Genomic DNA, 20,683 nt, shown 5'->3' with positions numbered 1-20,683 from the left:
TGCTGCTTAGTTATGAATAATTCTTCCTATTGACCAAAATCAAAATTTAGTCAATAATATTATTCAGCTATGAATATTCTAATTGATAAATTTAAAGAAGTCTTAATGTCAGTTTTACCGATTGTTATTTTGACTACTATCTTGAATTTTGCATTTATTCATATCGATTACAGTGTCTTTATTAGATTTTTAATCGGGAGTGTATGCATAATATTAGGGCTGGCTTTTTTCCTGTTTGGAATCGAAATGAGTGTTACAAAAATCGGTTTACAAATGGGAAAAGAAATCACAAAAAGGAACAATGCCCTGATTTTAATTATAGGAGGTTTCACTCTCGGCTTTTTAATTTCAATCGCAGAACCCGATTTACAGATTTTAGCAAGTCAGGTAAATACAGTAACAAAAAGCGGAATTCCGGCATTAAGACTCATAGTAGTTGTTTCTGTCGGTGTTGCAGCCTTTGTGGTTTTCGGTATTTTGAGAACCGTATTTAATATTTCTCAAAAAATCATTTTTGCTCTTTCTTACGGCGTAATATTTTTGCTCTCTCTTTTTTCGTCTTCCGAATTTATTTCGATAGCCTTTGATTCTTCGGGAACAACTACAGGCGCAATAACCGTGCCTTTTATTCTGGCCTTAGCAGCCGGTGTTTCCGAGATGAAAAAAGACTCGGCCGCTTCCGAAAGAGACGCATTCGGGCTTGTAGGTATGGCATCTGCCGGAGCAATCTTAGCGGTATTGGCTTTGAGCGTATTCGGGAAAACAAAAGAAATATCCGCTGACAATTTTGTCTTCAATGTAGACATAAACTCACAAATATTTTATCCCTTTGCTAAACATTTTTTGCCGGTACTTTATGAGTGTCTTTTATCCCTTTTACCCTTAACGTTAATATTTTTAATTACAAACTTTGTAAGTATAAAGTTGAGGGCCAAAGATTTAATTCCCATTATTAAAGGTCTTATAATTACATTGATAGGTTTATTTCTATTTATGTGGGGAGCAAAATCGGGCTTCTTGGATGTAGGAATAGCGATGGGAAGCCGGCTCGGCGAAATAGGAACCCGCCCTCTAATTCTTTTTATCGGTGCCCTGATAGGTATTGTTTCTATTTTAGCCGAACCTGCCGTTTATGTTTTGACGGTACAAATAGAAAACGTAACGAGCGGACATATTCCCCGCAAGATAGTTTTAATATTTTTATGTATAGGCGTCAGCTTTGCGGTAATGCTTTCGTTACTTAGAATTATAGAGCCCGCATTTCAGTTATGGCATATTTTACTTCCCGGATATATAGTTTCACTTTTATTATCAATCATTGTTCCGGATCTTTTTGTAAGTATAGCCTTTGATGCAGGAGGTGTTGCTTCAGGCCCCATGACTGCAACCTTTGTTTTATCCCTTGCACAGGGGCTTGCCGATTATACGCCGACGGCAAATGTATTGATAGACGGATTCGGTATTATAGCTGCCGTCGCATTGGCTCCTATTATTTCGTTACAAATTTTAGGATTGATATTTAAGATTAAAAGCGCAGGAGAACAAAAATGAAAGATTTTTCCCTTCTGATTATTTTAGTACCTTTTGGGCGTGCACGTAAAATCGTAAAGTACGCTAAAGATAAGGGCCTTACCGGAGCTACAATAATGATTGCTTTCGGTACGGTAAAAAGTAAGCTTCTTGATTTTTTAGGAATTCAAGAAACAAGAAAAGAATTGATTTTAACGGCCGGACATGGAGATGTTTTGGACGGTCTTATGGATAATCTAAATAACAAATTCAATCTTACACGGAAGAATTTCGGTATAGCATTCCGTATGCCTTTAAGTTTTATTAATATTAAAAATACCCTGGATGATGAAAAACCCGTATTTAAACGGGAGGAGGTAAAAACTATGAAATCTGCAATATTTACTGTTGTTAATAGAGGAAAAGCAAGTGAAGTCGTTGATGCTTCTTTAGAAGCAGGAGCAAGAGGAGGAACAATAATCCATGCACGAGGTTCTGGGCTTAATCAAACAAAACTTATCTTTGATATGGAGATTGAACCCGAAAAAGAAATTGTTTTAACTATCGTTGATGACGATCAACTTGAAAATGTTGTTGAAGCAATCAGAAAAAAATCCGATGTAGAAAAAGAAGGGCATGGAATTCTTTTTGTTATTCCGGTAAGCAAGGCTTACGGTATAAAATAGGTGTTTATAGAATGAACGAACCTCCTCCGCAATGGCTTTATATTCTGCTCTTAATTACTCTTCTTTTTTTATCGATGATGTTTTCATCGGGGGAAACAGCCTTTTTATCCGTAAATAAATTGAAAATAAAATATTTACGCGAAAAGAAAAATAAAAAGGCTGCAAGAGTTGAAAAAATTTTAAAAAATAAACAAAAGTTTTTAACAACTTCTCTGATAGGAAACAGTCTGGTAAATATTTTAATATCGGTAATATTAACGGCTTTAATGGTAGAGCTTGTTGGGGCTAAAGGGTTAAGCATTGCAGTAACGGCTGCAACTATTGCAATTTTAATTTTCGGAGAGATACTTCCTAAATCAATTGCTTTGGTTTTTTCCGAACCGATCGCCTTAAAATTTTCAGGCTTTATTTTGTTTTTAATTAAAGTGCTTACCCCTCTTGAATGGCTCTTTTCGGGTTTTACAAAATTCTTATTAAAATTTTTAGGTGTAAAAAATCTGCAATCGAATGAGGCCTTAACCGATGCAGACTTAAAAGATTTTTTTGATGTACGCCAAGAACATGGAGATCTTCGCTCGGAAGAAAAAGCCGTCCTCGAAAAAATATTAAGCTACGGCGATATAACCGTAAAAAATATTATGACGCCCAGACCCGATATAATAGGCCTTACAGCTGATGTAAACCCGGAAGAAATTATAGGGCTTTCTCACTCTTCACGATTTTCAAGGTTTCCGGTTTATGAAGAAGACATAGATGAAATTATCGGTATTTTTTATATTAAAGATTTTTTGTTTTCGGAAGCGGCTGCAAAAGATTTCTTACAGGAGTCAAAAGAAAAATTCGATATAAAAAAATATTTACGCAAACCTGTTCTTGTTTTTGAAAATACCGAGCTTTCAAAGTTGCAGGAAATATTCAGAAAAGAAAAACAGAATATGGTTGTGGTTATCGACGAATACGGCGGAACTTTAGGTATTGCAACTCTTGAAGACTTAAATGAAGAGATATTCGGAAACATAGCAGATGAATACGATACCGATGATGCAGCTGCAGAGGATCCCAATCTTGATAATATAAATGATGAAACAACTCAGAATCTTAGTCAAACTATTTTAGGCAGCATGAGGCTGAGCGATTTAAATGAAAATCTGGGAACTTCATTTTCTTCCGAGTATTATGACACAATAGGCGGTCTTATTATGGAAAAATGCGGAGAGGTTCCGCAAATAGGTTCTACAATAAAAATAGAAAACTATAATTTCACGGTTATAAAAACCGAAGGAAACAGAATAAGCGAACTGCAAGTAAATATTGCGGGAGATGAAGAATGAAATTTGAATTAGCCTTAATGATAGTAGAATTTATAGCTCTTCTTTTTTGCGCATTCTTTTTTTCTGCAACCGAAACGGCAATTACGGCAATTACAAGAACCGAATATAAGGCAATAAGAAAAAGCCGGACAAAAAAAAGCCGAAGACTTGCTTTTCTTATTGAAAGAAAAGACGAAATTGTAAGTGCAACCCTGATAGGGACCAATTTTGTAAACACCCTTTCTTCGGCTTTGATAACGGCCTTTGTTATAGATACATATGGACAGCAGCATATTCCGGCGGCTACTGCGATTACAACGGTTCTTATAATTATCTTTGCTGAAATTTTACCCAAGGCTGCAGCCGCTTATAATGCCGTAGAAATTACAAAAACATTTTTAGTACCCTTATCGGTTGTAAGGCTTCTTTTAAAACCCTTTATTTTTATTTTTTCGCTCATGTCTAATTTTATTATTAAACTTGTTTCAAAAAAACAGAACAATCAAAACTCCGAACTTTCCGAAGATTATTTGGAAACTCTTATAAATATAAGTTTGGCAGACGGGACTTTTCAAACGGGCGAGCATGAATTAATTAAACGCGCTGTAAGGCTCCATGAATTAAAACTGCAAAGCATAATGACAAAAAAAGAAGATATTGTCAGCCTCGATATAAATTCATCTCTCGAAAATATGGTAAGCATTTTTCGTAAAACTATGTTTTCTCGTCTTCCCGTTTATAAGGGAGAAAAAGATAAAATAATAGGCAGTGTGCATTATAAAGATATTTTATTTTATAGAAGCCATAATACGGAAATGGATATAAATAAAATTATAAGACGGGCTCTGTTTATTCCGAAAACAGCAAATATTTTTTCGGCTATAAAAACGATGAGCAAAAATAAAAGAAATATGGCCTTTGTTATAGATGAATACGGTTCCACTGCGGGGCTTATCACAATTGATGATATAAGTACTGCTATCTTCGGTTCTATTCAAGATGAGTATTCTAAAACAAAAACCAATCCTTTAAGCGGAATGAAGATTGTTGACGGTACGCATATTTTAATTCCCGGAGCTGTCCCTATAATTCAACTTAATAGTATTTTAAATACCGATTTTCACTCGGATTATAATGATACTATAGGCGGACTTATTCTTGAAACGGCAGAATACCTTCCCAAGGAAGGCGAACTGATTACTATAGGCGAAGTCGACTTCAAAGTAGAAAAGGTTGAAACAAGTAAAATTATTTCTCTTATTGCAGATGTGTCTAAACTTACGGCTGGGGCACAATTCCCAAAAGCTTTTCAATAATATCGTCAGCGGTTAAATTATCTGCGGCAGCTTCATAAGAAAGTTTAAGCCTATGCCTAAGAGCCGCATATGCGACGGCTTTTACATCTTCAGGAATTACATAATCTCTTCCATTAAATAGAGCCTTTATCTTTGCACATTTTTGAATAGCTATTCCGGCCCTTGGAGATGCCCCGTAAAGAATATAGCTTAGGTAATTCCCATGAATATAGTCATCCTGCTTTACATTTTTTAGAGGCCGTGTTGCTGCAATTATTGAAACTATATAGCTTGTAATTTCCGGCGAACACTTGACTTGTTCTACAGCATTGCGGAGAGTTTTTAAGTTTTCGAGTGTCAAAACGGCTTCGGCCGGATTGATATTTGAGCTTTGACCGAGGTTTTGCCCCACGTTTTGACTCGGCCCTAGGCTTGAAAATTTATTCACTATATTTATTTCTTCTTCGATAGAAGGATATGGAACGAATAGTTTTAACAAAAAGCGGTCAAGTTCGGCTTCGGGCAGGGGATAGGTACCTTCTTGTTCAATGGGGTTTTGTGTCGCTAGTACAAAAAAAGGCGCTGGTAAAGAAAAAGAATTTTCTCCTATTGTAACCTGCCCTTCGGCCATGGCTTCCAAAAGTGCAGACTGCACCTTTGCAGGAGCTCTGTTTATTTCATCGGCTAAAACAATATTCGCAAAAACGGGACCCCTCCTTACGGAGAACTTACCGATACTTTGCTGATAAATCAGGGTTCCTATTAAATCGGCAGGAAGAAGGTCCGGCGTAAATTGAATACGCTTAAAGCTTGCGCTGGACAGCTCTGCAAATGTTTTTACTATGAGAGTTTTTGCAAGGCCGGGCACACCTTCAAGGAGCACATGGCCGCCTGCGATATACGCAGTTAAAATTCCTTCTATGAGTTCTTGCTGGCCCACAATCCGTTCTGCCATCTTTGCTTTAAAATTTTCTACTATCGTTTTATAGCTTGTATCGATCATAGTATCATTTTACGCCTTATGCTAAAATTTTGCAAGAGGCTGAAAGATTTGAGTGAGCTGCTTATTCCTACAAATTAAATGATTGAGTTTTGCCGTCAGAAGTCTGAATTGTTATATCGATGTTATTTTTCTTTTTGTTTTCAAAGGTTTCATTTACCGTATTTTCCGAATCGGCGGCTTTTTCTAAAAAATCCGCCGGATCACTTTTAGAGGGAATCTTTGTACTTATTACTATAGTTTCACTATCTTTTTTTTGTTTAGGCTCTTCAAAAACAAATTTAACATTTTCTTTTTGGATAGCTTCCAAAAGTTTTAAGCCTTCTTCGGGTGTAATCGCCTTGTCTCTAATCATGTTTAAAATTTCAAGTTTTTCGTTTTCCATAAAATATCTCCTTGTAGTTCAAACCGAACTGTTGTCGCTGTTCTTCTAAATTTTTTCTTCTCCGGGCTCTCCCGTTAAAAATGAAACTGCAGAATCAACCGATAACTCTCCGTTCTTTATTTTTTGTAAGACTTCAGAAACATTAACGGACGGAAGGCTTCCATCCGATAAGCCCAGAGCCGCATTGATTTCTTCTATCTTATTCCGAACAGTCGGATAAGAAATGCCCAATTCTTTTTCCATATCGCGTATGCTGCCTCGGTTTTTTAAAAACATCTTTACAAAATATTTTTGCTCCTTTGTTAGGCGGCAAAACTCGCATAGCTCAAACTCGCCCTTTAGCGAACTGTTGCATTTTGAGCAATGCAGCTCCGAAACGGTAAAACTATCCCCGCACACGGGACAGATTCCAATAACCTCTATCATGCTATCCCCCATAAAAACTTTAATTCTATGATAATAAAAATTCTTTCTGGTGTCAAGAGAATTCATCAAAAATATTAAAATATATACATTAAAAATTAAAAAATATAATAATTTTAAGCAAAAATATAAGAATTTTCAAATATTTTATTAAATATTTTAAAATTTAGCTTGACTTTTGTTTTGTAATACCATAAATTGAAATTACAAGCTTGTAAACATTCAATTCTGATAATTTGGAGGAAAAAAATGAAAAAATATTTTAAACAATTTATGAGGCATAATGCCGCAGTTATGTCTATTTATTTGATATTTGCCGTCTTGACAAATATATCGCCGCTTCTTACGATGACTGCATTTGATAAACTACTTCAAAATAATATGAACGGCTTTTTACAACTAATGGGAATTAAGGTTGGTTTGGCTATTATCCTTTTGCTTATGAATTATTCCCGTAATGTTGAAAAAGCAAAAGTTACATCAAAAATGCAGACAGCTTTAAGACAGGACATAACAAAAAAATTAGAAAATTGTTCGTATTCCGTATACAACAAAGAAAATTCGGGAACCTATCTTTCATGGTTGAATAATGATGTACAAACGATAAATACGAGCGGATTTTCGGCTGTTTACGATGTGCTTGATTTAGGAGCAATGGCTCTATTCGCTTTTATTCCGCTTTTTTTTATCCATTGGAGCATTGCGGCTGCAAGTGTAATTTTATCTTTCATCGTAATTTTTGTTCCGAAATTATTTCAAAAGAAAATGACAGATGCAATAGTTCAATTTAGCATTCAAAAACAAATTTTTGTAAGTAAGGTAAAAGATGCTTTAAGCGGTTTTGATGTACTTTTCAGTTTTAACCTCAGAAATCGTATTACGAATGAAGTTGAAAAAGCATCTAATGCACTTGCAGATAAAAACGTATATCAAACTAAAAAAGTTATAACGCCGGCAATTATGCTTGCTTTTTTTTCGATGGTCGCAGGCTTGATTATCTTAATTTATACCGGTATTCTTGCCGGGTATAAACTTGTAAATATAAGTGCCATGATAGCAATCAATAGCCTTGCAAACACGCTTTTTTCCTCCTTAACTAATATTGCCACAAGGGGAATGAATATAAAAACGGTTTTTCCTATTTTAAAAAAATTCGAAAACATAGAAATAAATTCCGAATCAAAAAATCTTTTACAGCCGTCTTTTAAAAATAAAATAAAAATAACAAATCTTAATTTTGCATATACACCGGAAAAACCTATTTTAAAAAATGTTAATATGGAATTTGAAATCGGAAAAAAATACGGCATAATCGGAGAATCGGGAAGCGGAAAAACTACTTTTTTTAAATTGCTTAACGGAATGTTGGAAGATTATGAAGGTAAAATCGAATATGACGGTATTAGCCTTTTAAATCTGGATAAAGAAAAAATACGGGAAAATGTAGCGTACATTGATCAAAATGTTTATATCTTTAACGATACTATAAAAGAAAATATTTGTCTAGGCAAAAATTATCCGGATGAAAAAATAGACAATTCTATAAAAGAATCCGCTCTTTTACCGATGATTCAAAATTTGGAAAATGGAATTAATACTCCCGCAAGTGAAAACGGTAAAAACTTTTCGGGCGGGCAAAGACAGCGTATAGCAATAGCCCGTGCACTCATTCACGGCAGAAAAATTCTTTTAATCGACGAAGGCACTTCTTCTCTCGATAAAGAAAACGCTTTGGAGATTGAAAAGAGGCTGATAGAAAATCCCGATTTAACCGTGATAATGATAAGTCATAACTTTGACCCGCAAATAAAAGAAAAATTAGACGGGGTTTATAAATTGTAAATTTTTACGATGATGTATAAGACTTTTTGCAGGCAGTCATTCAGATTTATTTAAAAATTAAGTCGGACAGTGAGACTGCCTAAAGAATATTTTTTATCATTGACTATTGACCTCATCCGTATAATACTTAGCCTGCAAGCTGTAGAGCTCCTTGTATTTTCCTTCTTGATTCATAAGAGTTTCATGGTTTCCATCTTGGACTATGTGTGCATTGTCGAATACAAGAGTCCTATCCGAAAATTTTGTAACCGCCATTCTATGCGAAATATAAAGAGAACACTTATCCGCAAAAAAAGAATCGAACTGCTCATAGATTTTATTTTCGGCTTTCGGGTCTAGAGCGGCTGTCGGTTCGTCTAAAATAACTATCGGGGCATTTTTGTATGCGGCTCTGGCTATTGCAATTTTTTGACCTTCTCCGCCTGAGGGGGTAAAACCTGCATCGTCAAAGTCTCGGTACACCAAAGTTTCTAAGCCTTTATCCAATTTATCGGTAACTTCTTTTAAGCCCGATGCCGAAACGATATTTTCCAAAATTTTATAAATTAGGATTTATATTAATGACAAAATTTCTATTATGCTTTTCTTGACATAATATATACTATGATATATACTTATTTTAAGGGGGTGTAGTATGGAAACGGCAAAATTATTCCAAAACGGCAGGAGTCAAGCAGTTAGGCTGCCTAAAAAATATAATTTTTCGGGAACCGAGGTTTTTATCCGCAGAGCCGGAGAGTCCGTTATTTTATTCCCCAAAAACAAGGAATGGGAAACATTTTTAGAAGGCTTAAACGGTTTTACCGACGATTTTATGGAGGAAGGAAGAAACCAGCCTGAATTACAGGATCGGAAAGGTTTATAATGTACCTATTGGATACAAATATCTGTATATTTCTTAAAAATAAAAAAAGTCCTAATGTACTTCAAAAAATCAAAGAGAATAAACACTTGGGAATTTACATTTCAAGTATTACCGTAGCAGAGTTACAGTTCGGCGTATACAATAGTAGATATATAGAAAGAAATAGAATATCATTAATAAAATTTTTAACACCTTTTTCTGTTTTAAATTTTGATGATAGAGATGCCGAGGAATTCGGAAAAATAAGGACTACCCTAAAAAATGAAGGGAAAATTATAGGAGCCTATGATATGTTGATAGCAGCACAGGCACTAGCGAAAAATCTAATTCTTGTTACCGACAATACAAAAGAATTCTGCCGTATAAAAAACTTAACCATAGAAGATTGGAAATAATTTTTACTCGCTTATTTCTACAAATTAAATGATTGAGTTTTGCCTACAAGCAAAATTAGACGGGATTTATAAATTGTAAATTTAAACTTTTTTAGGGTTTCCTAAAATTTTAAAAAATCCTTTTTTTGTTTGTTTTGAAGAATCTTCTTTTTTAGGCGGTATAAAGTTATTGATAAATTTAGTTAAAGCCCCATGCTTAGATGTGTCAACTAAAAAATATGTTATATCGCCTATAGTTGAAAAAACGGGTATTAAAACATTGCCGCCTTGCTCTACGGGAAGATGACTAATGGAGGCTTCCTTAAAGGCCTCTCGAATATCTATTTGCGGAATAATATCTGCAATATTTAAATCTTTGTTGTAATCTATTTCGGCTTTAATTTTTTGGGAGGCTTCTACGATTTCTCCATTGAGGTTGACTATTGCTACAGGAATATCTATCATGTCAACTAAACTTTTAATCAAACCGTTAAGACTTGCAATTTTTAAGCTCTTTTGTGCAGTGATTGTATTGGATACGCTAAGAGCGTCTTGTAAAAAAAATCCTGCAGAACCTAATCTTGCAACTTTTTTTTCAGATAAGATTCCTCCGGCTTTTATGGTTTCCATTAAAGTAAAAAAATCTTTTTTCTTTTTTATTGCACCTATTATGATATTGATAATTATAATTAGCTGCAAACCTGAAAATATAAAGCCCAAAAATAAGACAAGTTCGGAATCGCCTTTAAGAGGGATTTTCATACCTACACTATATGCCCAAAAAGATGTTATTATCATAAAAACAAATGAGACAGCTAAACTTATAAACAATAGTTTTTTTTCAATAAAAATCATATTTGCTCCGTTACATATTTCTAAATTCTTCAAGCTTTATATTTGAGCCTATCAAAAAAAGTTTATCGCCCTCTCTCAACTCAAAATCGTCTTCAGGATAGTGCATAGCTTCCTGTTTGACAGGGTTGCCGACAGAATCTATATCCAAATCCATTCTAACAAGAGCAATCAAAGTAATATTGAATTTTTCTTTTAGAGCAAGAGCCCCGACGGTTTTTCCTATAAAAAATTTCGGTACAATAATTTCTCTTATCGAAAAATCTTTTGTAACCGTAATTGAATCCATTACATCGGGAGAAATAAGCCGTCTCGCAATTCTTGTTGCAGCCGATATTTCGATATTTAAAACTTCGTTTGCTCCGACCCTTCTTAGAACGGTTGCATGGAGAGGTGAAACGGCACGCGCTAAAACATAGGGAATATCTCTTTGTTTTAAAAGAGTTGTAGTTAAAACGCTTGCTTCTATATTATTGCCGATGGCGACTATGGCGACTTCCACATCATCTAAGGGGGCTTTTAAAAGAGCTTCTTCATTTGTAGTTTCTACAAGCATTGCTGCCGGAACGATTTTTTTTATTCTTTCGACGGCTTGAATGTCATGATCAAAAGCGACTACTGAAGCACCTCCGTCTACAAGAACTTCACAAATTCTTGAACCGAATTCTCCCAAACCTATGACTGCAAAGTTTTTATTTGTTTCCATATATTTTTCTCCCATTATCCTATTGCTATATTTCCATAAGGATATTCTATATCATCATTTTTTTGTTTTTTACCGGCCGCAGTTAAAAAAGTTAAGGGGCCGACCCTTCCGATAAACATTAAGATTATTATTACTATTTTACCTGCCGGTGAAAGAGCTGCCGTTATTCCTGTAGAAAGACCTACTGTTGCAAAGGCCGAAACGGTTTCAAACAATAATACTAAAAAAGGAAGGCTTTCGGTAATTGTTAATAAAAAAATTCCAACTGAAATTGCCGCAAGCCCAAAACCGAAAATTAAAAAAGCTTTTTTTACTTGTTCTTCAGGCACCGAAACATTTTTAATTACAACCGTTTTTTGATTTTTTAAAAAAGATTTAAAAAAAGCAAAGACTACTGCAATTGTGTTCAGCTTTATCCCTCCGGCTGTACTTCCTGCAGCTCCTCCCATGAACATTATGAATATCATAAAAAGCAAGCTTGCATTTGTTAAATTAAGGAAGGAAACCGTAGAAAAACCTGCGGTACGCAATGTTATAGCTTGAAAAAAACTTGCAAGGTATTGAGTTCCCAAAGACATCTCTTTCATAGTATTTCGATGTTCAAGTAAATAAAAAAGAGCAAAAGAAATAAAAAGAATAAAAACCGTAAGGCTTAAAATCATTTTTGTATTTACCGAAATTAAATAATCGGTCTTTTTTTTCTTTAAAAATTTATTTTTTATATCTGTCTTGACCTTAGCTAAAACATCATAAATAACTGCAAAACTTATTCCGCCTAAAATTATGGTAAAGCCTATTGTTAAACTGATAATAATATCGGAGGTAAAAGATTCCAAGTTGTTTGAAAAAAGAGCAAAACCCGCATTACAAAATGCGGATATTGCATGAAATAATGCAAAGCCCAAGGTTTTAAGATTGAATCCTAAAATGCGTGAAAATCCTATAAATAAAAATACTGCACTTAGGGCTTCTATAAAGAATGTAGATAAAACGATAACTCTTAATGTTTTAAAAAGGTTTGACATGTCATCTTCACTGACCATATAAGAAATTGTGAGCTTTTCACTGACCGTCATTTTTTTTCGGAAGGCAAGCATTCCGAAAAATGAAAAAACCATTATGCCTAAACCGCCTACTTGAATTAAAACAATCAGAATAAATTTTCCTGCTATGGTAAGTTCGGAAGAAACATCTATAACACTTAAACCCGTAACGCATACGGCAGAAGCAGATGTAAAAAGTGCCGTTAAAAAATTTAAGGGAGACTCTTTTGCAGATGCTGCAGGAAGCATAAGTAAAAAACTGCCGATGATTATTACCATAAAAAATGAAATAATCAAAGTACGGGCAGGGTTTGAAATAATTTTTGCAGTTAATCCTGCTCGTTTGCTTATCAATCTAATTATTTTTCCAAACAAAAAGATATTTTTAAAAATATCAAAAACAATACTTAGCTCTTCAGAAATATTTTTAAAACCTATTTGTATTTTAAATATAATAAAAGTTAAGGCAAAAATAAGTACGGCTAAAAAATCTACAAGATTATTTTGAAAGTATTTGCGTATATACTTTTCCTGACGGACGGCAAAAAAAGTTTCTGAAATAACGAATAGAAGAATCAAAATATCTATTGCATGGATAATACTTGCAGGCGTGTTTTTAAAATAAAATTGCTGTAAAAATAAAAGTATAAGGCTTAAAGCGAAAGCCGCAAAGACAAAATTATCACGCTTTCTCATTTTGCTGTGCCTTATACTTGTCTTCCGCTTTTAAGTTTTTCGTTAAAACGTTCAAGCTCTTTTCCGTGTAAACCGCTGTCTTTTCCGGCTATCAAATTACGGATAGCTTCAAGTTCTTCTGCCGAAAAGTTTACGCCGTTTTTTTCATGCCGCTCAAAAGAAACACAAGCGAGGGGGGTTACGGTTTTACAAATCTCAAACATTACTTCGGCATAGTCTCTGATTTCTTTTTGCGCATGAGCATCCATACGCAGCCGCAAAAAGTGAAAAAGATTATGCAAGTCTATTTGCCAATACCATTCGGTATAAGTGGAAAGGGGGAGGTTTATTCTGGCAAGCTCTCTCGCGATATTTTTATCAAGCAATTTAGAGTAGCCTGCATAAATTTCTTCTTGTTGTTTTTGTAAAGAATTTATAACTTCATTTTGAAGGTCTTGAGGAACAGCCTCATTCATTCTGCCCTGCTTATTGTCGCTGCTTTGCAAAGCTATATCCTTTCCGGCGGGTACATAAAACTCGGCCTTTAAGATAGAATACCGTCCCGAAATTTCGTTTAAGCGGGCAGTCCTATGCCTGATCCACTGACGGGCTACAAAAATGGGCAGCTTTACATGAAAGGTAAAAACCACTTGCTCAAAAGGAGATGTGTGCTTGTTCCGCAAAAGATAATCTATTAAGCCGGCATCTTCACGGACAGTTTTAGTGCCTTCCCCATAAGAAACACGGGCTGACTGCACTATGCGGGCATCAGTTCCCATGTAGTCTACCAATCTGATAAAGCCCTTATCAAGAACCTTAAATTCCTTATCCAAAATTTTTTCCGCTTCCGGAGCTATACAATGTGCCATAGGAAGATGATAGCATAAATTGTGAAAATGTGCTAGAGATTAATTGTTTAGTTTTTTATTATATCCCAACAGTTCCTATAAATATTTGCGTTTATTTTTACATATTTTACCTTGTTTTGATGATATACTCTAAATTCAGGAAACTTTACGCCTTTTATATTTGGCGAGCTTTTTTGCATAAAAAAGATTGCGTCATTAAAAAGTTTAAACCAGCTGATTGTTTCATCATGTTCAAAAACTTTTTCGGATTTTCTTGTATTCCCATCATGGCGGAATAATGCGTTTTTTTGTGTATAAAAAACATTGCCGTCAAGATCAGTATTAAATTCTCCATCCAAACAGACTACATAAATTGTAAAATCATCTAATGACATGGAAACGACGGCTGTTTTTAATCCATCACTCAATGAAATTCTGGTTTTATAATATATACTATTATATTTTTTTGAATATGCGATGTGAACAGGTCTAGCATACGGATAAGGGTATTACGCCGTTGAATTAGATATAAAAATATAATTGCCGCCATCTTCTTTACCGTAATCATAAGGATAATCTTTATATAGATCCTTACCGGATATTTCAAACTTATAAAGCTTTGTTTCATATAACAATATTTTATTATCCGAATCAAATTCGTATTTATATAAATTACCTCCGTCAAAAAAAAGAATATCACGGCCTCCTATATTTACCGCAACAGTATCTCTATGTTCTAATGGAAGTATTTTAATTATTTTTTTATTTACAACATCAAGATAGCAGATACACCTATCCCCTGATATCACAACAAGACCATCATCAGTAATAGTGATCGAACCTGCGGATAAAGTCATTTCTTTACCGCCTTCATTACATTTTCCGGCTTCAATAAATTGTTGGATAACATCTGTATCTACGTCTCCTCCATTAAACCTTACATCATACCATTTTCCATTTTTGGATACTTCAAACCATTCATTTTGTGTAGATGCAAATATATATTCCGATTTATCAAAATCATAAATATACTCGTTTGTAACTTCTTGCTGATTTTGGACGTTAAAATGTGATTTTATTCCTGATTTAAAAAACAGCCAGTGAATCAAAATTCCTACAGGAAGAATTATCATTACTAATACAATAATATAAAATATAATTATAACTTGTTTTTGTTTCATAGCTTACTCCCAATACTCAATCTCTCGATATGTGGTAGAAAATAAAACTCCATCAGAAAAAAACTTTTCTTCAATCCAGTTACCGTACTCATCATATTGTAAAATTTCAACCGTTCCTCCCAATGAGGTTGTATATTTCCTTATTTTGCCTGAGTTGTCATACTCACTAATTATCTCATATTCTAATTTATCATTATCATATTTTTTAATTTTTTTTATCATAGCATTTTCATAAATAAATTCATATTTATCAAAAGATCTTTCATGATAATAAATCTTAATTTCTTTATATTTACCGCTTTCATTGAAAATAAGTTCCATATCATCGAATGTATATTTATTTTCTTTTCCATTGTATAATATCTTTTTATCTTTACGTTTTTTTTCATATTCATTTACAAGCTGCCTGACTTCACTATCCGTATTCTCCATCTTATAAACATCTTTGCTAATAAAATTTTTATCATTATAATAATAAGTGTATACTTCATCATGAGGATATGAGTCTATCGGAATGCAGCCTAATTTATATACATATTTTACTACCTGACCGTTTTTATTAAATAAAGCAAAACTCTTTAAGGTCTTTTGATTTTCAGGTAAATAAACTTGACAGGGCATATCATATTGCATAACCAAGTCGGATAAATATGATATATATTCGTTAGTCCAACTTTCAAAAATATGTATCTGCTTGCATTTTTTCATGGTTTCAGGCAATACATAATAATTGCTGTTAATATTAGTATATTTCAACTTTCTTATGTTTATCTCATAGATAAACGGATTATAAGATTTTAAATCGAGCTCAATAGCCTCATCACTCTTTTTAGCTGAACCTTCTTGTATTCCATTTATAGGCTGAAGTTTTTCTTCCTTACTACAAGAAATACTCAAAGTTAGAATAACTAATAAAATAATTAAATTAATAAAAACAGCGCATTTTAATTTCATATTTTCTCCATAATATTTTTATAATACCATCAACCCCCCTGAATAATTCTGGATACAACTCCTAAGAAAAAGATCGGTTTAAAATCTTGATTAAACCCGGCTTGGAATGTAAAAGGAACATTATCAAATAATGTATAGCCTGCGCCTAAACCGCACTCGGCGATAAGGTTTATTTTTTTTACTTCGTTAGAGCCGAAGCCGGCATCTGCAAAGGCTGAAATAAAAAATCCGTTTGAATTAACACCCGTCCGGGCTGCGTACCATCTAATTTCAGTTCCCCAAATATGCATCGAAGAATATTTTTGAACATCTTTAAACGAAAAGCGCCGCGTCATAGCTTCTTGAGATTTTTCTATTTGGTAATCGGCGGCGGCATTTATATTTTTAGAATTTATCCTATCGGTATTATAAAAAGTATAGACAAAACCTATGTCAACATAATACAGTTTAAATGTTATCGGCAAATCGAATTTAAGTCTGTAATTAACAAAACGGCTTTCCGGAATCCAATCGGTAAAAAAAGAAAAAGAAGTTGCTGCTTTAAGATAGCCTAAATCTGCAAGATAAACATCAAACCTGATTCCCTGCGATATTTCGGTAATTGTTTTCGGCAGCAAATCCTTTTGTGCTCCCTTAAATTTTATTTCATTAACAAGTCTTCTTCCCACACGGGCAGGGAGAGAAATTTTCAGTCTGTTTATAACAAAGATAAAATTATTTCTTGCATAAACAATTTGGTCGGAAACTTTTTTATGCATTGTAAACGGAACAAAATCATAAAAAGCGTTTATATCCCATTTAAAAAAATCTTTTTGAACAAACATTCCTATGGAAGAACTTATAGCGGGTCCGTTGTCTGCCGAAAAGAAGATTCCCGTATTCGGGAAAACACTGAAATTATCTTGTCTGTAAAGCCATCCGAATTTTACTGAAAGAGGAAATCCGAAATAATGCGGAAGAATATTAAATTTGGAAATGTTTAAAGACTCTTCTTCATTGTTGTTTTTAAGTTCCTCTTTATTTTGAGAAAATCCTGCCGTCATCATAAAACAAAAAATCAAACATAAAATCTTTTTCATTTTAAAAGTCCTTTGATTAACTTATATTATAATTTATAAGTTTTATACTGCTATATTTTTTAATGGTATAAATCGGATATATAACCGAAATAAGAGCCGTAAAAAATATAAAAAATTGGGTTTTGATTACCGCTTCTGCCGTAATAAAAAAGTTTAATAAGTAATAAGAAGTTGAGCCCGGGGGATTCATCTTTATATCAAACATTTGCGTAATAATATTTCCTGCTTGTGATAATAAAATGCCTCCGATAATACCTGCAAAAGATAAAATACACACTTCCAAAATTAAAATCGAAATAAGCATAGATTTTTTTAAGCCTATAGCTTCCATTGTACCGAATTCGCCGATTCTTTCCATAAAGCTTGCTGAAAGACTTTGTGTCAGTGCTGTAAATATTAAAACATACAAGATGCCGCTTATTACAATGAATTGTGCATTAAATAAGTCGCTCACCTGTTGCCACGAGGGATTAAGAGTTTTCCAGTTTTTAACATCAAAATTTAAATTATTTTCTTTAAAAACAGAATTTAATTTATTTTCGATTTTTTCAATATCCTGATTATTTTTTAAATATAACCTTATATATGAAGCGGCATCTTCCATTCCAAAAAAATCAAGAATATCTTTTCGAGAAGCAATTAAAAAGCCGGCGGCATTTTGAGGCGTGCCGATATCTATAGTTCCCGAAACCTCAAAAGAACCGGCCGCAATTTTCTTTTCTCCAATCGCCGACATTATATTTACATAATTATTATTTTCCAAATCCAAACCGAGGGAATTAAATAAAGCTTTATCGAGAACAAGGCTGTTATCTCCCTCAAAAACAGGACATCCTTCGGTTGATCCCAGAGAGTGAGGTTCATCGTACCCTGCCCCGCAAAATATTGAAGAAGAATTTTGCGTTCGTATTATCCCTTGAAAATTAAGTACCGCATCGGAGCTTACTATTTCCGGTGTTTTATCAAAAAGATCTTTAAGTTTATTCATATCGTGTGCTGTAAGTATCATATCTGCCGTATTTTTTTTATTCCAAAAATCTTTAAGCGCAACTTGAAGATGGCCTGATTCTTGTATAAAACCTATAGCCATTCCTTGTTCCGAATATTCTACAAATCCTCTATATAATAGGATTGCCGCAGATGCAATTGTAATTAACAATATGGAAAGAATACTTCTTTTTTTGTGAAATTTAATATTATCCCATGCACTTTTTAATAAAAACATTTTTTCTCCAAAACTTTTTTATTCCCCGTCAGTTTCATTCAATGAACCGCCGGCCATTTTATAAATTTTATCCGCATAATTTTTTATAATAGGATCATGCGAAACAAAAATTCCTACTCCGTTTTTTTCTTTTAAGTATTTGCGCAAATATTTATAAACTTGATTTGAACGGTCCGAATCAAGTGAGGAAGTTATTTCATCTGCAAGAATGTATTTAGGATTACAGGAAAGAGCTCTGACGATTGAAACTCTTTGTTTTTCTCCGCCTGAAAGCTCATTAGGTTTTTTATAAATCAAATCCTTTAAATCAAAATATTCAAACAAAGGCGTAAGCGCTTCTCGTATTTCTTTTTTGGATTTTTTTTGAATTTTTAAAGGTATGGAAGCATTATCAAAAATAGTTTGAGATTTTATTAATTCAAAAAATTGAAAAATAAGACCGCAGTTTTCAAGCCTGAATTTAGCTCTTTCACCGTTACTCATTTTATTTATATTCTTATCTCCCCATTCTATTTCTCCCGAATCGGGATAATCTATTCCTGTTATAAGATTTAAAAATGTGGATTTTCCCGCTCCGGAATTGCCGTAAATCCAAATCAGACTTCCCTGTTCGGCAGTAAATGAAATGTTTTTTGTAACTTCAATTTTTTTACTATTAACGCTGTAAGTTTTATATAAGTTTTTAACTTTAAGTTCAGGATTTATCATAACTTTAGAATTCCTTTTTTGTAATTTTCATAAAGCAAGGAAACAATCGGGTGATTGGGGAAAATATTTTTTGCTTTGTAAAAGCATTCCCAACCTTTTTTTGTATCATATATTTTCATGTAAAATATGGAATACCACATATAGGCATTAAATTTATCAACCTCATTTAATTCTTCAATATATTTTTCCGTTGCTTTAATTTGAGAATTAAAATTAGATGTAGTCTCATCAGCTGAAGAAACATGCCAGCATGACAATTTTACAAAAGCAGCCTTATTAGTTTTATCTTTTAAAAGAGCCATTCTGTATAAAACCGGAAGCGTTAAAATTGTATTGAAGCGCTTTGTTTCGGGAAGCGGAAGTTTTGTATAAAGGTAATCTGCATATTTTAAATATACCTCACCTTCCAAATCGGATAATTTTAAAAATCTTTTTAAATCTTTATCTGTTTTTTTTATTATCTTAGCTTGATGATTCATACCACCGTAATTATAAATGGTAGAAATAATCTCAGCATGTTTGAGATATAAAATTAAAAGTTCATTTTGTTTTTTTATATTCCTGTTTTTTTTATTCTCTAAAAGAATTTTTTCCAGAGAATCTGTGAGTGTCTTTATTCCATCTATTAAGATTTTCAAATCTCCATCGCCGATAGTATTATTTCTATAATATTCGGTAAAAATAGAATCGCACTCATCCAAACTAAAGATTTTTATCTTATCCGAATCTGATGATTTTACAGGAATTTCTTGGGCAAAACAAAATGATGAGATCCCGATAAAAAGAAAAATTCCCGCTATCAATTTATGCGTTCTATTTTGAAAAGAATATTTTTCCATTTTTATTTAACTCCTCAATAAACAGTGTAAAAGTTTCATCAGGTATTAAGATGGAAGCATCTTTTAAATCCTTTTGGGACAGCTCGAAATTTTCAAGTGCAAAGTTGACTTGAGCTCTGAAAATAAGGGCTAAGTATTTTTCATAATTATTTTTTGCATTCGATACGGCCTTTGATATTTCATTTAAAGAATTTTCATAACCGCCGCCTACTATAGGAGGAGCAAAGAATAGCCATAACCCAAATGAGATACTTGCCGGAGCAAATTTTTTATCTTTTTTTAAGGCAGCAAGATAAAGCATTTTTGTATCATTAGCTTCCTTCTGTATATCTTGTCCCGATAAAAAAGCTATATATCTGGATTTTATATCCGCCCAACTTAACAAAAACCATTTATCGGCTTTGGAATTCTTTTTGCTCTGCATAAAGGCGGCGGATTCTTCATTTTGTTTTTTAAGCATAAGGTATATTTTCTTTTTGTTGTTTTTATCTCGATTTAAAAGATTTATTTCTTCCAAAACTAAAAAATTTTGAAGAGTCAGTTTTTCTTCTTCGGAAATTTGCATTTTTTCAATTTTATTCCTATGTTCATCGATGGCAGCCGCCGTTTTTTCCGAAGGCGTGTTATACAGTTCGGCTTTGAATTTATAAAAATTATCGTAAATTTCTTGAGAGTTTAAGCTAAAATTTAACACAATAAGCAAAAAAAAGATTAATTTTTCTTTCATAATAAACCTCCAGTTTTCTTAATATATTATATTTTTTTTAATAAAAAGGGAAGATATGTTTATCTTTTATCCATGACATCAGCATAAAAAGAATTTTACCTCTAAACTCATCATCACACATATCAAATGTTACAAGATGCATTCACAACATATTCCT

General features: G+C 33.3%; 22 protein-coding genes and 1 pseudogene. 7 read left to right on the top strand and 16 right to left on the bottom strand.

Annotation, left to right across the window (positions count from 1 at the left end):
- The first annotated feature begins 69 nt into the window (after nucleotides 1-69).
- Genes E4N80_RS11930 through E4N80_RS11915 form a run of 4 tightly spaced genes read left to right on the top strand, consistent with a single transcriptional unit; the run spans nucleotide 70 to nucleotide 4,821 of the window.
- Complete coding sequence (locus tag E4N80_RS11930) at nucleotides 70-1,551, top strand: DUF1538 domain-containing protein (RefSeq protein ID WP_253699391.1); 1,482 nt, start codon at nucleotides 70-72, stop codon at nucleotides 1,549-1,551.
- Complete coding sequence (locus tag E4N80_RS11925) at nucleotides 1,548-2,195, top strand: P-II family nitrogen regulator (protein ID WP_253699390.1); 648 nt, start codon at nucleotides 1,548-1,550, stop codon at nucleotides 2,193-2,195. Before E4N80_RS11930 ends, E4N80_RS11925 begins: the two co-directional genes overlap by 4 nt.
- 11 nt (nucleotides 2,196-2,206) lie before the next feature.
- The gene (locus E4N80_RS11920; RefSeq protein WP_253699389.1) at nucleotides 2,207-3,526 is read left to right on the top strand and encodes a hemolysin family protein; all 1,320 of its coding nucleotides are present in this window, start codon (nucleotides 2,207-2,209) and stop codon (nucleotides 3,524-3,526) included.
- Nucleotides 3,523-4,821, top strand: a complete 1,299-nt coding sequence (locus E4N80_RS11915) for a hemolysin family protein (protein WP_253699388.1) — start codon at nucleotides 3,523-3,525, stop codon at nucleotides 4,819-4,821. The genes E4N80_RS11920 and E4N80_RS11915 overlap by 4 nt, the downstream gene beginning before the upstream one ends.
- Here the strand turns inward: E4N80_RS11915 and E4N80_RS11910 are convergent.
- From E4N80_RS11910 to E4N80_RS11900, 3 genes are all read right to left on the bottom strand, one after another.
- The gene (locus tag E4N80_RS11910) at nucleotides 4,784-5,803 is read right to left on the bottom strand and encodes an AAA family ATPase (RefSeq protein ID WP_253699387.1); all 1,020 of its coding nucleotides are present in this window, start codon (nucleotides 5,801-5,803) and stop codon (nucleotides 4,784-4,786) included. The two genes, E4N80_RS11915 and E4N80_RS11910, sit on opposite strands and share 38 nt — an antisense overlap.
- 67 nt (nucleotides 5,804-5,870) lie before the next feature.
- On the bottom strand, nucleotides 5,871-6,185 hold the full coding sequence (locus E4N80_RS11905; protein WP_253699386.1) for an SHOCT-like domain-containing protein: 315 nt from the start codon (nucleotides 6,183-6,185) through the stop codon (nucleotides 5,871-5,873).
- A gap of 45 nt (nucleotides 6,186-6,230) precedes the next feature.
- A complete protein-coding gene (locus E4N80_RS11900) occupies nucleotides 6,231-6,611 on the bottom strand; it encodes a DUF2089 domain-containing protein (protein ID WP_253681125.1) in 381 nt (126 codons plus the stop codon).
- A 246-nt stretch (nucleotides 6,612-6,857) separates the two neighbouring features.
- On the opposite strand from E4N80_RS11900, the gene E4N80_RS11895 reads away from it, so the two are divergent.
- Nucleotides 6,858-8,450, top strand: coding sequence for an ABC transporter ATP-binding protein (locus tag E4N80_RS11895; protein WP_253683101.1), 1,593 nt, complete (start codon nucleotides 6,858-6,860; stop codon nucleotides 8,448-8,450).
- 96 nt (nucleotides 8,451-8,546) lie between these two features.
- Here E4N80_RS11895 and E4N80_RS11890 read toward each other — a convergent pair.
- Nucleotides 8,547-8,990: pseudogene (locus E4N80_RS11890) on the bottom strand (ATP-binding cassette domain-containing protein); the annotation flags it as partial.
- A 94-nt stretch (nucleotides 8,991-9,084) separates the two neighbouring features.
- Here E4N80_RS11890 and vapB point away from each other — a divergent pair.
- Both vapB and vapC read left to right on the top strand, forming a co-directional pair.
- Nucleotides 9,085-9,315, top strand: coding sequence for a type II toxin-antitoxin system antitoxin VapB (gene vapB, locus E4N80_RS11885; RefSeq protein WP_253699384.1), 231 nt, complete (start codon nucleotides 9,085-9,087; stop codon nucleotides 9,313-9,315).
- Nucleotides 9,315-9,710 carry a type II toxin-antitoxin system tRNA(fMet)-specific endonuclease VapC gene (vapC, locus tag E4N80_RS11880; RefSeq protein ID WP_253699383.1) on the top strand — a complete coding sequence of 132 codons (396 nt, stop codon included), beginning with the start codon at nucleotides 9,315-9,317 and terminating at the stop codon, nucleotides 9,708-9,710. Before vapB ends, vapC begins: the two co-directional genes overlap by 1 nt.
- Nucleotides 9,711-9,791: 81 nt before the next feature.
- Here vapC and E4N80_RS11875 read toward each other — a convergent pair whose 3' ends face one another.
- From E4N80_RS11875 to E4N80_RS11820, 12 genes are all read right to left on the bottom strand, one after another.
- The gene (locus tag E4N80_RS11875; protein ID WP_253699382.1) at nucleotides 9,792-10,544 is read right to left on the bottom strand and encodes a hypothetical protein; all 753 of its coding nucleotides are present in this window, start codon (nucleotides 10,542-10,544) and stop codon (nucleotides 9,792-9,794) included.
- 10 nt (nucleotides 10,545-10,554) lie between these two features.
- The gene (locus tag E4N80_RS11870) at nucleotides 10,555-11,247 is read right to left on the bottom strand and encodes a potassium channel family protein (protein ID WP_253699381.1); all 693 of its coding nucleotides are present in this window, start codon (nucleotides 11,245-11,247) and stop codon (nucleotides 10,555-10,557) included.
- A 14-nt stretch (nucleotides 11,248-11,261) separates the two neighbouring features.
- Nucleotides 11,262-12,986, bottom strand: coding sequence for a TrkH family potassium uptake protein (locus tag E4N80_RS11865; RefSeq protein ID WP_253699380.1), 1,725 nt, complete (start codon nucleotides 12,984-12,986; stop codon nucleotides 11,262-11,264).
- Between the two features lie 11 nt (nucleotides 12,987-12,997).
- Nucleotides 12,998-13,834, bottom strand: a complete 837-nt coding sequence (gene thyX / locus E4N80_RS11860) for an FAD-dependent thymidylate synthase (RefSeq protein ID WP_253699379.1) — start codon at nucleotides 13,832-13,834, stop codon at nucleotides 12,998-13,000.
- A 47-nt stretch (nucleotides 13,835-13,881) separates the two neighbouring features.
- Nucleotides 13,882-14,241: a hypothetical protein gene (locus tag E4N80_RS11855; RefSeq protein ID WP_253699378.1), complete on the bottom strand. Its 360-nt coding sequence runs from the start codon at nucleotides 14,239-14,241 to the stop codon at nucleotides 13,882-13,884.
- 81 nt (nucleotides 14,242-14,322) lie between these two features.
- The gene (locus E4N80_RS11850; RefSeq protein ID WP_253699377.1) at nucleotides 14,323-14,994 is read right to left on the bottom strand and encodes a hypothetical protein; all 672 of its coding nucleotides are present in this window, start codon (nucleotides 14,992-14,994) and stop codon (nucleotides 14,323-14,325) included.
- Nucleotides 14,995-14,997: 3 nt separating this feature from the next.
- A complete protein-coding gene (locus E4N80_RS11845) occupies nucleotides 14,998-15,948 on the bottom strand; it encodes a hypothetical protein (RefSeq protein WP_253699376.1) in 951 nt (316 codons plus the stop codon).
- A gap of 29 nt (nucleotides 15,949-15,977) precedes the next feature.
- A complete protein-coding gene (locus E4N80_RS11840; protein ID WP_253699375.1) occupies nucleotides 15,978-17,027 on the bottom strand; it encodes a hypothetical protein in 1,050 nt (349 codons plus the stop codon).
- 16 nt (nucleotides 17,028-17,043) lie between these two features.
- Nucleotides 17,044-18,252, bottom strand: coding sequence for an ABC transporter permease (locus E4N80_RS11835; protein WP_253699374.1), 1,209 nt, complete (start codon nucleotides 18,250-18,252; stop codon nucleotides 17,044-17,046).
- A gap of 18 nt (nucleotides 18,253-18,270) precedes the next feature.
- Nucleotides 18,271-18,960 carry an ABC transporter ATP-binding protein gene (locus tag E4N80_RS11830; RefSeq protein WP_253699373.1) on the bottom strand — a complete coding sequence of 230 codons (690 nt, stop codon included), beginning with the start codon at nucleotides 18,958-18,960 and terminating at the stop codon, nucleotides 18,271-18,273.
- Nucleotides 18,957-19,799, bottom strand: a complete 843-nt coding sequence (locus tag E4N80_RS11825; protein WP_253699372.1) for a hypothetical protein — start codon at nucleotides 19,797-19,799, stop codon at nucleotides 18,957-18,959. Before E4N80_RS11825 ends, E4N80_RS11830 begins: the two co-directional genes overlap by 4 nt.
- A complete protein-coding gene (locus tag E4N80_RS11820; protein ID WP_253699371.1) occupies nucleotides 19,774-20,526 on the bottom strand; it encodes a hypothetical protein in 753 nt (250 codons plus the stop codon). The genes E4N80_RS11825 and E4N80_RS11820 overlap by 26 nt, the downstream gene beginning before the upstream one ends.
- Between the last annotated feature and the right edge of the window lie 157 nt (nucleotides 20,527-20,683).

Source organism: Treponema denticola (genome assembly GCF_024181605.1).
Classification (GTDB): domain Bacteria; phylum Spirochaetota; class Spirochaetia; order Treponematales; family Treponemataceae; genus Treponema_B; species Treponema_B denticola_B.
Note: the sequence above shows the minus strand (reverse complement) of the source record. Positions and strands in the feature narration are given on the sequence as shown.

Excerpts from the sequence above, each read along its gene's own strand:
- E4N80_RS11930 (WP_253699391.1), top strand. The coding sequence starts at position 70 with ATGAATATTCTAATTGATAAATTTAAAGAAGTCTTAATGTCAGTTTTA.
- E4N80_RS11925 (WP_253699390.1), top strand. The coding sequence starts at position 1,548 with ATGAAAGATTTTTCCCTTCTGATTATTTTAGTACCTTTTGGGCGTGCA.
- E4N80_RS11920 (WP_253699389.1), top strand. The coding sequence starts at position 2,207 with ATGAACGAACCTCCTCCGCAATGGCTTTATATTCTGCTCTTAATTACT.
- E4N80_RS11915 (WP_253699388.1), top strand. The coding sequence starts at position 3,523 with ATGAAATTTGAATTAGCCTTAATGATAGTAGAATTTATAGCTCTTCTT.
- E4N80_RS11910 (WP_253699387.1), bottom strand. The coding sequence starts at position 5,803 with ATGATCGATACAAGCTATAAAACGATAGTAGAAAATTTTAAAGCAAAG.
- E4N80_RS11905 (WP_253699386.1), bottom strand. The coding sequence starts at position 6,185 with ATGGAAAACGAAAAACTTGAAATTTTAAACATGATTAGAGACAAGGCG.
- E4N80_RS11900 (WP_253681125.1), bottom strand. The coding sequence starts at position 6,611 with ATGATAGAGGTTATTGGAATCTGTCCCGTGTGCGGGGATAGTTTTACC.
- E4N80_RS11895 (WP_253683101.1), top strand. The coding sequence starts at position 6,858 with ATGAAAAAATATTTTAAACAATTTATGAGGCATAATGCCGCAGTTATG.
- vapB (WP_253699384.1), top strand. The coding sequence starts at position 9,085 with ATGGAAACGGCAAAATTATTCCAAAACGGCAGGAGTCAAGCAGTTAGG.
- vapC (WP_253699383.1), top strand. The coding sequence starts at position 9,315 with ATGTACCTATTGGATACAAATATCTGTATATTTCTTAAAAATAAAAAA.
- E4N80_RS11875 (WP_253699382.1), bottom strand. The coding sequence starts at position 10,544 with ATGATTTTTATTGAAAAAAAACTATTGTTTATAAGTTTAGCTGTCTCA.
- E4N80_RS11870 (WP_253699381.1), bottom strand. The coding sequence starts at position 11,247 with ATGGAAACAAATAAAAACTTTGCAGTCATAGGTTTGGGAGAATTCGGT.
- E4N80_RS11865 (WP_253699380.1), bottom strand. The coding sequence starts at position 12,986 with ATGAGAAAGCGTGATAATTTTGTCTTTGCGGCTTTCGCTTTAAGCCTT.
- thyX (WP_253699379.1), bottom strand. The coding sequence starts at position 13,834 with ATGGCACATTGTATAGCTCCGGAAGCGGAAAAAATTTTGGATAAGGAA.
- E4N80_RS11850 (WP_253699377.1), bottom strand. The coding sequence starts at position 14,994 with ATGAAACAAAAACAAGTTATAATTATATTTTATATTATTGTATTAGTA.
- E4N80_RS11845 (WP_253699376.1), bottom strand. The coding sequence starts at position 15,948 with ATGAAATTAAAATGCGCTGTTTTTATTAATTTAATTATTTTATTAGTT.
- E4N80_RS11840 (WP_253699375.1), bottom strand. The coding sequence starts at position 17,027 with ATGAAAAAGATTTTATGTTTGATTTTTTGTTTTATGATGACGGCAGGA.
- E4N80_RS11835 (WP_253699374.1), bottom strand. The coding sequence starts at position 18,252 with ATGTTTTTATTAAAAAGTGCATGGGATAATATTAAATTTCACAAAAAA.
- E4N80_RS11830 (WP_253699373.1), bottom strand. The coding sequence starts at position 18,960 with ATGATAAATCCTGAACTTAAAGTTAAAAACTTATATAAAACTTACAGC.
- E4N80_RS11825 (WP_253699372.1), bottom strand. The coding sequence starts at position 19,799 with ATGGAAAAATATTCTTTTCAAAATAGAACGCATAAATTGATAGCGGGA.
- E4N80_RS11820 (WP_253699371.1), bottom strand. The coding sequence starts at position 20,526 with ATGAAAGAAAAATTAATCTTTTTTTTGCTTATTGTGTTAAATTTTAGC.